The 13,587-nt window shown below is 56.2% G+C and carries 10 protein-coding genes and 1 pseudogene; 4 read left to right on the forward strand and 7 right to left on the reverse strand.

The window, feature by feature from the left end; all coding sequences use genetic code 11:
* Positions 1 to 18: 18 nt before the first annotated feature.
* Positions 19 to 2,442, forward strand: a complete 2,424-nt coding sequence (locus VNZ60_RS07170) for a dockerin (protein ID WP_325657738.1) — start codon at positions 19 to 21, stop codon at positions 2,440 to 2,442.
* Positions 2,443 to 3,771: 1,329 nt separating this feature from the next.
* Here VNZ60_RS07170 and VNZ60_RS07175 read toward each other — a convergent pair.
* The 3 genes and pseudogenes from VNZ60_RS07175 to VNZ60_RS07185 all read right to left on the reverse strand — a co-directional run bounded on the left by VNZ60_RS07175 (position 3,772) and on the right by VNZ60_RS07185 (position 4,921).
* Positions 3,772 to 4,023 carry an integrase core domain-containing protein gene (locus VNZ60_RS07175; protein WP_325657739.1) on the reverse strand — a complete coding sequence of 84 codons (252 nt, stop codon included), beginning with the start codon at positions 4,021 to 4,023 and terminating at the stop codon, positions 3,772 to 3,774.
* Between the two features lie 12 nt (positions 4,024 to 4,035).
* Positions 4,036 to 4,568, reverse strand: a pseudogene (locus VNZ60_RS07180) (IS3 family transposase); the annotation flags it as partial.
* Positions 4,568 to 4,921, reverse strand: coding sequence for a transposase (locus VNZ60_RS07185; protein ID WP_325657741.1), 354 nt, complete (start codon positions 4,919 to 4,921; stop codon positions 4,568 to 4,570). The pseudogene VNZ60_RS07180 and the gene VNZ60_RS07185, both read right to left, overlap by 1 nt.
* A gap of 639 nt (positions 4,922 to 5,560) precedes the next feature.
* Between VNZ60_RS07185 and VNZ60_RS07190 the strand changes: the two genes are divergently transcribed.
* Positions 5,561 to 6,193 carry a hypothetical protein gene (locus VNZ60_RS07190; RefSeq protein WP_325657742.1) on the forward strand — a complete coding sequence of 211 codons (633 nt, stop codon included), beginning with the start codon at positions 5,561 to 5,563 and terminating at the stop codon, positions 6,191 to 6,193.
* A gap of 153 nt (positions 6,194 to 6,346) precedes the next feature.
* Here the strand turns inward: VNZ60_RS07190 and VNZ60_RS07195 are convergent, their stop codons facing one another.
* Entirely contained in the window at positions 6,347 to 6,715 is a 369-nt protein-coding gene (locus VNZ60_RS07195) for a cupin domain-containing protein (RefSeq protein ID WP_325657743.1), read from the reverse strand.
* A 380-nt stretch (positions 6,716 to 7,095) separates the two neighbouring features.
* Here VNZ60_RS07195 and VNZ60_RS07200 point away from each other — a divergent pair, with 380 nt between their 5' ends.
* Positions 7,096 to 9,261, forward strand: a complete 2,166-nt coding sequence (locus tag VNZ60_RS07200) for a multicopper oxidase family protein (protein ID WP_325657744.1) — start codon at positions 7,096 to 7,098, stop codon at positions 9,259 to 9,261.
* 151 nt (positions 9,262 to 9,412) lie between these two features.
* Here VNZ60_RS07200 and VNZ60_RS07205 read toward each other — a convergent pair whose 3' ends face one another.
* A complete protein-coding gene (locus VNZ60_RS07205) occupies positions 9,413 to 10,309 on the reverse strand; it encodes a prohibitin family protein (RefSeq protein WP_325657745.1) in 897 nt (298 codons plus the stop codon).
* Between the two features lie 322 nt (positions 10,310 to 10,631).
* On the opposite strand from VNZ60_RS07205, the gene VNZ60_RS07210 reads away from it, so the two are divergent.
* Positions 10,632 to 11,270, forward strand: coding sequence for a LysE family translocator (locus VNZ60_RS07210; protein WP_325657746.1), 639 nt, complete (start codon positions 10,632 to 10,634; stop codon positions 11,268 to 11,270).
* 28 nt (positions 11,271 to 11,298) lie between these two features.
* On the opposite strand, the gene prpF is transcribed toward VNZ60_RS07210, so the two are convergent.
* Positions 11,299 to 12,480 carry a 2-methylaconitate cis-trans isomerase PrpF gene (gene prpF / locus VNZ60_RS07215; protein WP_325657747.1) on the reverse strand — a complete coding sequence of 394 codons (1,182 nt, stop codon included), beginning with the start codon at positions 12,478 to 12,480 and terminating at the stop codon, positions 11,299 to 11,301.
* A gap of 78 nt (positions 12,481 to 12,558) precedes the next feature.
* Positions 12,559 to 13,581, reverse strand: coding sequence for a galactofuranose ABC transporter, permease protein YjfF (yjfF, locus tag VNZ60_RS07220; protein ID WP_325657748.1), 1,023 nt, complete (start codon positions 13,579 to 13,581; stop codon positions 12,559 to 12,561).
* Positions 13,582 to 13,587 lie beyond the last annotated feature (6 nt).

The raw sequence follows: 13,587 nt of genomic DNA on the forward strand, positions 1-13,587 counted from the left end.
CTATCGCATGCGAAAAATATGACATCTTTTTTTAAAAAACAATTCTTTATAACGATCTCTGCCTGCCTGATACTCAGCGCGTGTGGTGGCGGCACGAGTGATGCCGGAACAGGCTCTTCCTCAACCGGCACGGCGGCCACTTCAGCTGGCACGGGCTCTACGACAGCCGGCACAGGGTCCACGCCAACCGGCACGAACGGGACACCAGCCGGCACGGGCTCTACGCCAACTAATGGATCCGGAGGCACCTCGACCGGCAGCGCGGCGGCCACCTGGACCAGCGTCAAGTGGGGCGGCGGCGGCTATGTCAGCGGCCTGATCTATCATCCGACGTCGCCTAACGTCTTGTACGCCCGGACGGACGTTGGCGGAGCCTACCGCTGGAACCAGACCACGTCGCAATGGGCGCCCATTACCGATGGCCTGGGTTTCAGCCAGGCCGACTCCGTCTTCCACTGCATCGAAAGCATCGCCCTCGATCCAACCAACGACCAGCTCGTCTACTTGGTCGGGGGTAATGGCGGCAACGGTCGGCTGTATGCTTCCAGCGACCGGGGCGCCAACTGGACGTGGGTCAGCCTGCCATTCATGGTGAACGGCAACGCTGAGGGCCGGGCGATCGGCGAGCGCCTGATGCTCGATCCGACCAATCCGTCGACGATGTTCTACGGTTCGCGCAATGCCGGCCTGTGGAAGAGCGCGGACTCGGGCCATACTTGGGCGCAGGTCACGGGATTGTCTTCCCTCAATATGAACACCGCCGCGGTCGGCGTCGAGCAGATCATCTTCGACAATGGGAACGTGGGCGGCGGCCAGACGACCTGGAATATGTGGGTCGCAGTCGCCCCCGACTACGCCAACGCGGCGGGCCTGACCTCCACCTTCTACAGGTCCAGCAACGGCGGTTTTTCATGGACGCCGGTCGCGGTGCCGGCCGCGGTCGCCGGGTATTACATCCCGCACTTCGCGCGTGCCGCCGATGGCATGTACTACGTGGTATTCAACAAGAACGCGGGCCCGGGCGGCGATGGTCCCGGCTACCTCTATAAGTTTAGCGGTAACAATGGCGGTATCTGGACCTTGCTTAGCACCACCACCGCGGGCGGCTACGGCGGCGTGTCCGTCTATGGCAGCGGCCCGACCACCCGCGTCGCGCTGGCTGTGACCAATACCTGGACCGATTTCCCCGGCCAGAAGATCACCCAGTTGTCCGACAACGCCGGCAGCACCTGGCGCGAAATCGAGTCCCAGATGCCCCACACGCAGACCACCTCCGGGTACTGGGGCTGGAATGATGACGTCGAGATCGATCCGAACAACCGCGACCACATCATGCACCTTGACGGTCCCGGCATCTGGGAGACGATGAACGCCTCGTCGGCGACACCGAGCTGGACCTTGAAGGTGAACGGCATCGAGGAGACTGTCACCCTGGCCGTCATCACCCCGCCAGCCGGTGCGACGTACAAGCTCATCAACAGCGGGGGCGACATCGGCACCTGGGTCCAGACGGACCTCGCGACGATGCCGACCAAAGGCCCCACCACGGGCTGGATTAATGGCAATTCGGCCGACATGAGCTGGTCCGATCCGCAATACATTGCCGCTGTCGCCGCCGCGAACGGGTCCGGTGGCGCAGGATACGGATACTGGTCGGGCGACGGCGGCGCCACGTGGGCGAACTTCGCCACCCTGCCTGCCGGCGCCGCGGCCGATGGGCGCGAAGCGTCCAACATCGTTGTCACCGCACGCAACAAGGCGATCTGGGCGCCGTCCAATGCGGTGCCGTCCTACACTACCGACAACGGCGCCAGCTGGACGGCGACGAATCTCCCCGCGCTGACGGTGTTCGGCGGCTGGACACGCGCCTACCGGCTCGCGGTGGACCGCAAGAACCCGAACAAGGTCTATGCCTACGATTCGGGCGGTGTATGGTGGTCGGGAACGCCAGGCAGGGTCTATGTCTCGACGGATGGCGGCCATACCTTCACCCTGAGCCAGGGCTCGGTGTCGGCGGGGCTGCGCGCCAATCCGTGGCACGCCACCTCGATGGCCGTCAATCCGAACGTCGAGGGCGACGTCTGGCTGGCTGACGGCGATACCGTGTACCACTCGGTCGACTCGGGCGCCACCTGGACCAAGCTTAACAACTTCGCGTCTATCTTCAGCAACGGCAACGGGGCGCCCGACGCGCAGGGCGCCAGCGTCGTGGCCCTGGGCAAGGCAGCCGTTGGCGCGCCGTACTCGGCCGCAATCTACGTGGTGGGCGTGATCAACGGCCAGTGGGGCGTGTGGGCTTCCGACAATGCAGGCAGCACCTGGAACCGCTTTAACGACGATGCCCACCAGTTCGGCGGCATCGGCGCGATGGCGGCTGACTGGAACATCTACGGCCGGATCTATGTCAACGGCGCGGGCCGCGGCTTGCTGTATTCCAATTAATGTCGCTTGATCGCAGGTGGACAAGGGCGGCTGCGGTCGCCCTTGTTATTTTGGGTCGCTGGATAGCGACGCTGGCGCGGTTGACGCCCTGGCGCAATCCGCCGGGCATCTTGGCCCAGATGGCGTGCTACAGCAAGACGGTCAAAAGCTGTTGGAACGGTGAGAAAAACGGGATTCTGAAATTTCCGCCGGTTTGGGCGTAGAACCTCAGTTAATGAGCCAAACTAGAGGATTGAACCGACACCATGAGCCGGCGCGCGCAGTCATCCCCCCGCCACGCCTGCCCGCTAAATTGGGCGGTTTCGACTCAAATTTTTGGAATTGATGCACATAGGGAAGTCCTGCCGTCTGAGGGCCAGAATGCGTCGAAAAAAAGTGACGCAAAATGACGCACCTGTGGAGTGAACCCCTGCCACTGGACCAAGGGAAGCAAAAAATTCAAGTCGCCTGTTGTACGTGTTTGGCCTCAAATTGGTACAGCGACGAACAGCCGAAGGTAAATTGGATGTCCGTTTAAGATAGTTAAAATTGCCGATAACGGGATCGCTTCATATAACTAACGTTTATTAGGTACGTCAATCATTCGTGTTCCTGAGGTGAGGCTAGTACTTAACCCCCACACTGCGCTAGCCCAAAGAATGATACCGGCACCAAGACATCCGACTGGATCGCTGGCACCAGCTTGAGCAAATAGTGGATAGGCGATGGCTAGCAACATCAACGAGCTTCCGGTGACATAGTGAGCTCGGTTTGAAAAGATACGGGCCAAGGGTAAGAAGTGTAGGCCAACGATAAAAATGATAGAGGGGACAATCCACGAAGTCATGCCAAAATTTGGGAAAACATTGGCAACAATAATGATGAGTGTCCATTGAACTGCATTTACTATATTAAAAACGCGCGCTGTTCGCCGTCTTTCGGGAGAATTAGCGTTTGCCGCTAATGCGTCTCGATATCTGCGATATCGCAATAGTGCGCAAGAAAATAATATGATCGTCGCAGTGACGACGCCCCCTAGGACAATAGGGGTTACCCCGAATACCGAATAACTCCACAAGATTAGCCAAGCACCACCAAAGACGCTGAAAAACATTACACCAATTGCTCGGCTGGCACGCCGAGCATCCCTGATTATTGATGGCGATGTAGTATTCATGACCGACGGCTCCCTGATTTCTAATTTCGGGTTACTTAGCCTCATCCGATGCGAGGAATTGCTTTGAGGATATATATATTACTTATATTGTTACCAATTGAGTGCCATTTTTTACAAAAATAGAGGTACAGTGAATTTCCCTCCTAGCGACCGGATTAGGAGAAGTAAAAAATTCAAGTCGCCTGTAGTGCGTATTCCGCCTCGAATTGGTTGGGTGACATGTAGGCAAGCGCCGAGTGCATACGCTTGGCATTGTAAATTTCTTCAATAAAGCGTGGCAGACGTGCCGTGACATCCGCAAACGTTTCATAGCCGGCCCAATATACCTCTTCCACCTTGAGCGTCTTCATGAAGCTCTCTGCCTGTGCATTATCGTACGGATTGCCAACAGCGCTCATCGAGCCGATCAGACCATAGGCCTGCATGGCCTGTCGGTAACGGATGCTGCTGTATTGGCTGCCCCTGTCCGTATGGTGAATGCATGTGCCGGGCGGTGGATGCCGTGCCTGCATAGCGGCCTTCAGTGCCGCCAGAGTCAGCTGTGTATCGATCTGCGGGGAAAGGCATAGCCAACTACTTTCCGGCTGAACGCATCCAGAATCGCCGCCAAGAAGACGAAACCGGCTACAACCCGGATGTAGGTAATATCTGCAACCCAGACCCTGTTGGGCATGGTCGGGATGGCATTGCAGTACAGATTGGGAAACACCGCCGGATCTTCCTCGGCCGCACCAGTACGTACGAAACGTCGGGGTGGCTTGATGTGCAGATCATGTTCACGCATGAGGCGCGCAATGCGTTTGTGATTGACGACATAACCGCGTGCACGCAATTCCAACGTGACACGCCGGTAGCCATAGCCGGCGAATTCATCCTGGATATCGCGGATTAGCGCCACCAGTTTGCCATCATCCAACGCGACTAGTGCTGCAGTTGAACGGTAATAGTAGGTGCTTCTTGGCAATTGCATCACTTGGCACCCCCGTCGGATGGAGAGGGTCGCGGGCCGCTGACGATCGAGGACGACTCGTTGTTGCTGACGATTCGTACACGGGATGTTTTTTTTAATAGATCCAGCTCCATCGTGAGCTGTCCGATCTTGCGTTCCAAATGGGCAATCTTGACTTCGCACACGGCGACGGTGACCTCTTCTGCGTCCAGCTCGCCTAGATCATATTGCCTGAGCCAGATCTGGATCAGCTGAGATGACAAATGATAAAGCCGCTCCGTTTCGCGTCGGCCATACTTGCCACTACGAATGTCGCTACAAACCTGCGCTTTGAACTGCAAGCTATGGCGCCGATTGGATGCTCTCTTTGACATGATGCTGCTCCTTTTGGTAAAGGCACAGCAAGCGTATCAAATTCTCCCCCCTACCTGGCCCAGCCGCAGGGGTTCACTCCACTGGAGGGGTAAAACGAGGCTCTTGATATGAGCGATGAAAAGCTGATTTTAGGTTTGACCTCGGGGAAAAGGTAACATTGGTAACCTCCCCCATTTCCCGCTTGCAAGTGCCTGATTTATATAGATTTAGATGGTTACCTTTGAAGGTAATCTTTGGTAACCTCAAAAGTAACTTACACCTAAGTCATTGATATATATAACTATTATTTTTAGCTATATTACCTTCTACGATGGTAACCATGTTACCCAAAGGTTACCCGGAAGTTACCTTTTATCAAAACTCGCAAAGTCTTATGCAGCAAGGCTTTGCGGCCGATTTTAAAAAAAGGTTACCAATGTTACCGTTTTCCCGAGGGGTACTTTATTTTAGAAGCAGGTTCGCTCTATAGTTGAAAAATGCGTTATTTCATGCGCAAAGTTGGCACAGCACACGTTCGCCAGAGTTACTACAAATTGCACCAGGTCAATAACACGCCAGCTAGAATACTCTCAACGGCCTTAAAAAAAACTGAATTCTCCGTCCACATGAATCACCATAAAAAATAATTGGATATGAAAATGTCAGCAGATAGAGTATTCGAATTGTCGACTTGGGTTGGCGTCGTTGCTCTCACTATTGGGGTCGTGTGTTCAGCTCTAATTGCTATTTCTGGGAAAATACGAGACGACAGCCTAAAACTTGAACTCAGCGCCTCTGCGGAAAGAGTAGCAGCGGCCGAATTGAAGACGGAGCAGCTTCGAAAACAACTAGGCCCGCGCCAGATTCAGCGGGACTTATTTCTAAAAGCGATCGAGGGGCAACCTCAAGCACATGTCGAGATAGTGTATTTGAGAGACGATCCAGAATGTTTCGATGTTGCCCAGCAAATATGGCGAGTTTTGCAGGACGCAAAATGGGAGGTCGTAGCACCTGTTCCGATTCCGCAAAACGCTTCAATTGCATCGCAGCAGAACCCGACAGCAATATCTGTTGATGGGCAGCCGTCCGGGGTGACGGTCGTAACGCACTCAGTTTCAGAGCAAGAAGCGGAAGCAGGAAGCAAACAAATGCTAGGCGTGCCATGGGAACGAACACCGTGGACAGTGCTTATGAACGCGCTTAATCAGTCATTGGGGCGAATTGGTGGAAGTGGTGGCGGCTCGAATAGTCCGCCTGAAGGAACACTTCGCGTCGTTGTAGCACCACGATAGCCATGTACACAAAATTTACACAATGACTAAAAAAACGATATAGATATTGGGCTTCAGAGTCCGGCCTCGGGCACCAATGAATATAAGGCTCTCAGCGATGAGAGCCTTTTTTTCTTGCGCTCTGTAGATCATTGGAAACAGAGAAAGCGGACCTTATTGCGGTTTGGCGTATTTTGCGACGCCTGTCACATCGAACAACACACAACGCTGGTCGCCGACTACCCAGGCATCATGCCCAGGCGGCATATAGAAAAGATCGCCCGGTCCGTATTCCGTCTCGGCCCCATCATCCATCCTCACGACCATCCGACCTTCAAGGATGATGCCGGTATGCGCGGCATGGCAGGAATCCGTCCCGGCTATCGGTTTCACATGCAGGCTCCAACGCCAGCCGGGCTCGAATTCGCCACGGCCCATTGTCTGGTTACCGAGTGTAAAGACGGCTAGCTGGCCCTTTCCTTCTTTGAATGGCCGAACTTCGTCCGGTTCACTCAAAGATTTTTTCTCTAACGTCGCACTCATCGCATTTTCCTCCGCAAGAGGTGGGTGGATATGGCATTGACGAGTCAGGATAGTAGTTCAGCGGTGACAACTATTGATCAGGCGCGCCGCTACCTACCGAATAACCGGCTTTGAAAGCAGGACTGATAGTCAATAGTTCAATATATGCCGGGGCATGGCAAGTGCAAGACGCCTCCTATTTTGCGATATTGGAAGCGGCACTATGAGCTGGCGCGCAATGCTGCCGCTTTCCCGAGGGCTACTTTATTTTAGCGATTTGCTAGTTTAATGCAGAAATATTGCTTAATATCAATATTTCCCATCCTGCGGAATATGAGATGAATTTCAATCCTGCAATTCCCATAATCGCCGCCGCAGCCGAAATGCCCGTGATCCGCCCCATGACCCGCAGGAGAGAAAACAATATGTCGATTGCAAAGACGAGTGCTATCCATATCGGATATCGCGTACCCGCAGCGGTACTCACCAGCCTTGCCCTGTTTGCCCCCCATGCCGCGCTCGCGGATGAGCCCGTAGTCACCAATCCCCCCTTGCTGAAGGCACTTACCCCGACGGTGCAGCCACCGGTGCAGGAAACCGGCAGCGAGCAACCGCGCCGCCTCAATCTGCTGAGCCTGCCACGCGCCAATGAGCTATCGCCCGGGGTGGCGCGCGAGGTGTATTTCGATCTGAACATCCAGTATGTGAATGGCTGGATTCGCAACCCGGCGCGCGAGAAACCGGGCGAAATCAAGTATGACAAGGTGCAACTGCGCAGTTATGCGCAAGGGGACGGCAGCCCGGCCAAACCGACCGAGCCGTCCACGCAATGGCCCAAGGAGGGCTCGACCGTTTATATGGCACCGGAAATCGAGGCTTATCCGGGGCAGACCATCCGCATCAATCTGAACAACAACCTGCCGCGCGACCATAGCTGCACGCCCCCTCCCCCCAAGCCCGGTGAACCCAAGCACGACATCAACAAACCGCATTGCTTCAACGGCACCAACCTGCACTCGCACGGCTTGTGGGTAAACCCGGCCGGCAATAGCGACAACGTGCTACTGTCGATCAACCCCGGCGTGGGCTTCCAGTACGAATACAACATCCCGCAGACCCATCCGGCTGGCACCTTCTGGTATCACACACACCGCCACGGCTCGACTGCCTTGCAGGTATCGAGCGGCATGGCCGGCCCCTTGATCGTGCGCGGCACCCGCTTGCCGACGCCGACCGAGAATGGCGATCTGGATACGCTGCTCAAACCCTACGGCGCGACGACCTTCCCGGAACGGGTGCTGGTGTTCCAGCAAATTCAGTACGCCTGCCGCAATGCGCAAGGCGCCGTCAAGAAGGACACCCAAGGCCGGTATGTGTGCGATGCCGGTGACGTAGGCAAGATCGACGCTTACGACCAATTCAGCTCGTGGAACGACTCAGGTCGCTATACCAGCATCAACGGTGTCGTCATGGGCACGCTCGCCAAGGCCAAGGCCGGCGAGATCGAGCGCTGGCGGATGATTCACGGCGGGGTGCGCGATACCATTTCTTTCGTGATTCGCCGTCTGGCCAGCAACGCCCCCAAACCGGCCGGTTTGCAGGCGGCGGCGACCGAGCAATATGTCAACAAATATTGCACCGGCCCCAAGCTGGACATGCCACTGGTCGCAGCCGATGGTTTGACCCTCTCCAAGGCGCTGGTCAGGCAGTCGGTCACGTTCCAGCCGGGCTATCGCTGGGACGCCCTGGTGGTCTTCCCTGAGGCTGGCGAGTATTGCGTCATCAATGATGTGAAAGTGGCGGATACCGTCGACCAGGCCGTGCCTTCTGCACGCTTGCTGGGGCTGGTGAAAGTCGAGCCGGGCGTTCATGAGCCGATCAAGAGCATCCCAGCGTATGTGGAAAGCAAACTGCTGGAAGCCGCCAAGGCCAATATGCCTGTCGACGTGCAGGCCAGGATTGGCGAAGAGCTGCGTGGCGGCCTGAAACTAAGCAGCTTCGAGCCCCATCGGACCATCGACCCGAGCGAAGTGACCGGCACGCAAACCCTGGTGTTCGATATCAAGCTCAAGACCGAGACCACGCCCACGCTCTTTCAGGTCGGCACCAATGACGCGGACGTGCATTCGTACGACCCGGCGTTGATCGACCGCAAGCTACGCTTGGGTGATGTGGATAAATGGGAAATGACATCGATGCTCGGCAGTCACCCGTTCCACATTCACGTGAACCCCGTCCAGATCGTCAGCATCATTGCCCCGGATGGGAAGACAGACCTGAGCCAGGACAGCCCGCAACCCGATCCTTTCGACGACCAGTTCCGCGGCATGAAGGGCATGTGGAAAGACACGATCTGGATACTGAATCAAAGCCAGAACAAGGAAGGCACTGTCCCGTCAGGGCGAGTGGGTAAATACACCGTGACCTTCCGTACCCGGTACGAGCGCTACATCGGTGACTTTGTCCTGCATTGCCACATCCTTGACCATGAAGACCAAGGGATGATGCAGAACGTCCGCATCGCCTTGCCGGATGGCGCGGGCGGCGTCGCAATGGCGCATCACTGATCGCATGCGTCATGCCATGACCGGAGCCGCGCAAGTGGCTCCGGTAGCAGCTGTCGGCAAACCCGCGATCATGTTGCAGCGACTGTCGTTCATGTGCTCAACTGAAAAACTGCAAAACTGCAAAACTGCCGGGATCATATTCAAAATCCGGCTATTTTCCAATCCCAATCATTGTTGAGGCATTTGCGCCGGTAGTGGTAGTCGGAAGTTTGCCGTCCCATTTCTCAATCCAGCGCGATTGATTCTTGACCTGGGCGGCCTCTGACCCATAGCGCTTCATCGCTTCACCCACAATTTCCAGCGAGCGTGCATCTCCCTCTGCTTCAGCAACCTTTGCATCTGCCTTGCCCTTGGCAATTGCGACGGCATTGGCTGCGTCCGCCTGGTTTTTGCGCAATAAGGCTTCTGACTGCAACGCCTCCTGTGTCGCCTGGATTTTTGCGTTGATGGCGCCTTGAATATTGGCCGGCAGCCTGAGTTCATTGATAAATCCGAACTGCTCGACCAGCACACCGTAAGGTCCGAGTTCATGGTTTATCTCGGTACGCACCTGCTCGGCCAGCTTGATCTTGCCGCCGGATAGCAGGCCCTCGGCGTCATAAGCTGAGCCGAAAGCGTTCAGTGAATTCCGAATGGCGTTGCGAATGATCTGCGACGTGATCTCTTCATAGCCACGTTTGTATTTTTGATACAAGGCCGGCGCTTTGCTCGGGTCGATGCCATAAGAGATGCTGACATCGGCATTGATCACGACGCCGGAAGCCACTTGAAAATTCACGGATTCGTTTTCAGCGCGTCCCTCTGTCAACGATTTTGTCCAAGCGTAGGTTTGCGTAAAAGTCGGGAAATCCACAACAGTAGTACCGAATCCGATCAGATGCCAACCACTGGTCAGCGGTGCGGGTTCGACACGGCCATCGACTCGATTAAATTCAACACCGACATGATTGGCTGGTACTGAGGCAATGAAAGTATGAGAGAACATGCCAAGCACAAGCAGAGCGCCCACGACCATAACTGCCGGTTTACCAAATGAACTACCTTGCATCTTATTTATCCCAGCGCCTGTGCCCGGCGTGCGGTGGATTCAGGCGAATCCATGCTGGGATTGTAAATCAAAGATGCCGCTCAGAAACTATGATGTCTCTGATTTTCATAGGGCAAAGTGATTTTGTTTTCTCCTGCTGTGGTGCATCGGCGGTGCGTTGAAGGTAATCCATCTTATTAACTACCGACTATCGTATGCGCGAGATCGTTTTAAAGCACCGGTTTGTCAAATTCCCCACCGCTGGCCAGCGAGCAAGGATTGCAGCACACCATGCCGTCGATTTGATCTAGAATTACCAGTTCCACCTTAGGGAGAAACGCTAATGAGCCCGTTAGCCGCTATCACAGCAATCCTTAGCGCGTTATTAATCGGGGCGATCAGTCCAGGCCCCAGTTTCGTGATTGTTGCCCGCAACGCTATCGGCCTGTCACGTCGCGATGGTTTGGCCACGGCTATCGGAATGGGGATCGGGGGAGTTTTTTTCAGTGGCGTTGCACTGGTCGGACTTTACTCGCTGCTGGCTTCGGTTGCATGGCTCTACATCGGCCTCAAAGTGGCAGGCGGGCTGTACCTGGTTTACCTTGCGGCTAAAATCTGGCGCGGAGCGCCGGCTCCGCTTACCGTTGACAGCGACCGCTCTGAAAGCGGCGGCAACCTGCAAAAATCTTTCTGGGTCGGTCTCAGCACGCAATTGAGCAATCCGAAGACCGCCATCTTTTATGGCAGCATCTTCGCAGCGCTGCTGCCCCAGCATCCGCCCCTCTGGTGCTACTTCGCCCTGCCGCCGCTGGTTTTTGCGGTCGAAGCCGGGTGGTACACGACCGTCGCCCTGTGTTTTTCCAGCCAAGGTCCGCGCGAACTTTATCTGAAAGCCAAGACATGGATCGATCGTGTCGCAGCCGGCGCAATCGCAGCGCTTGGGCTGCGCTTGATATTCACAGCGCATAAAACCGGCATTTGATATTTGAACCGGATTTATCTCTGTCGAATCAATCAGAGAAGGCCGCAGACGGCACCAACACCACGCCCTCCATCAAGCGGCGCGCGCTGCGGCTCATGACGGCTTTGGTTACCACCCAGGCGCCGTCGCGTTGCTCTGCCTCGGCGCCGACAGTCAAACTACCGGAGGGATGGCCGAAGCGGACCGCACCCGCCGCCTGGCTCGCTTGCTCAGGCATCATACGATTGACGATGGTGCCGGGAATGACGGCGGCGACAGCGATTGCTACGGCCCCGGTTCCGGTCATCGCGTGATGCAATTTTCCCATTGAAAAAATCCGGACATTGAGATCCAGCGCGGCGGGGTCGATATGCTTGCCGCTCGATGCCACGTAGGCCAACGGTTTGGCGACGAAAGCCAGTTTTGGCGTATGCGGCCGCAGTTGCGTTGCTTCCTCTGCAGTCTTTGCCAGCCCCATCCGGACTGCTGCGTGAGCGCGGATCGCCTCCACCTTTTGCAGCAATTCGGCGTTGCCATTGACGTCACGCTGCAATTCAGTTCCCGTCAGCCCGAGCGTTGCAGCATCCACAAAGATAGTCGGATTGCCGGCATTAATCATGGTCAGCGCGACCGCACCCACACCGGGTACATCGAGCATGTCGATCGGCGATCCGGTCGGAAACATGCCGCCTGCGCCGTCCTCAGCGCCATCACCGCCCGGATCCAGGAATTCGATTTTGATTTCGGCCGCCGGAAAAGTAACGCCGTCCAGCTCGAAATCGCCCTCCTCAACTACCGCACCGTCTTGCATCGGCACGTGGGCGATGATCCTGGCGTTGATGTTCGCCTGCCAGATGCGGACGCTTGCGACGCCGTCACGCGGCGCACCCACCAGGTCTTGGGCGATCGCAAACGGGCCAACCGCTGCAGTCAGATTGCCGCAATTGCCTGACCAGTCGATCATCGCCTTATCGATGGCGACCTGGCCGAACAGATAATCGACATCGCAATCTTCGCGTATGGAGCGGCTAATCAGCACAACCTTGCTGGTGCTGGAGCTCGCACCTCCCATGCCGTCAATCTGCTGGCCGTAAGGATCCGGGCTGCCAATCACGCGCAGCAATACGCGGTCGCGCAATACCGGATCGGCCGGTAGCCAATCCTTACAAAAGAACACCCCTTTGCTGCTGCCGCCACGCATATACACGGCTTGAATTTTGCGTTGTGCCAAGACTGCTCCCGAAGATACGCCCGGTCATCGGACTAGGCATTGCGCCTATTTAACTACGAACGTATCTGCAATACAAGATCAGTGCTGCACGGATGTCGAGGCATAAAGAGTTGCTGACGGCGTCGACGCGCCACTAGCCGCCCCCAGAGACAGCAGCCGCTGCGCCATGCAAAACACGAACAGCAACACACCGATGACGATTTTGGTCCACCACGAACTCAAGCTGCCGTCGAAAGCAATCAAGGTCTGGATCAGGCCCAGGATCAGCACCCCGGTCAGGGTACCGGCGACATAACCGTAACCACCGGTCAGCAAGGTGCCGCCGATCACCACAGCGGCAATCGCATCCAGCTCCGTGCCCTGCGCGTGCAAGCCATAACCGGACAACATGTAAAACGAAAACAAGACCCCGGCCAGGGCTGCGCAAAATCCGCTGAATGCGTAGACCATCACCTTGGTGCGCCCGACCGCCAACCCCATCAGCAACGCCGACTGCTCGTTACCGCCGATGGCGTACACCGCACGCCCGAAGCGCGTGTAGTGGGCAATGTAGATGGCCAGCCCAAGCATTAGCATGGCGATCGCTACGCTGGGCGAAATGAAGGCGCCAAAAATTCCTATGCGGGCCTGCGACAAGGTCACATACAGCGGCTGATCGATCGTGATGGAATTGATGCTGATCAGGTAGCACAAACCACGCGCCAGGAACATGCCGGCCAAGGTGACGATGAACGCCTGCAATTTAAAAAAATGAATCAGCGCTCCCATCAGCGCGCCGAAGCCGCTGCCGATCAGGAGCACGCAAGCAATCACCAACAGCGGCGGCCAGTGCCACATCTGCAACAGATAGGCCGAAATCATGGTGGTCAGGGCCAGCACCGAACCAACCGACAGATCGATGCCGCCGGATAAAATGACGAAAGTCATGCCAATCGCGATCACCAACAGGAAGGCATTGTCGATCAAGAGATTCAACACCACCTGCAAGGAAAAAAATCCGCTGTAGGCGAATGATCCGAGAGCGAACATCACGATCAGCAAAGCAACGGTTGCCAGCGAAGTGAAGTAAGGCGACGACAGTGAGCGGCGGAAGGATTTCATATTTTT

The sequence above is a fragment of the Collimonas sp. genome, from assembly GCF_035566375.1.
Classification (GTDB): Bacteria; Pseudomonadota; Gammaproteobacteria; order Burkholderiales; family Burkholderiaceae_D; genus Collimonas.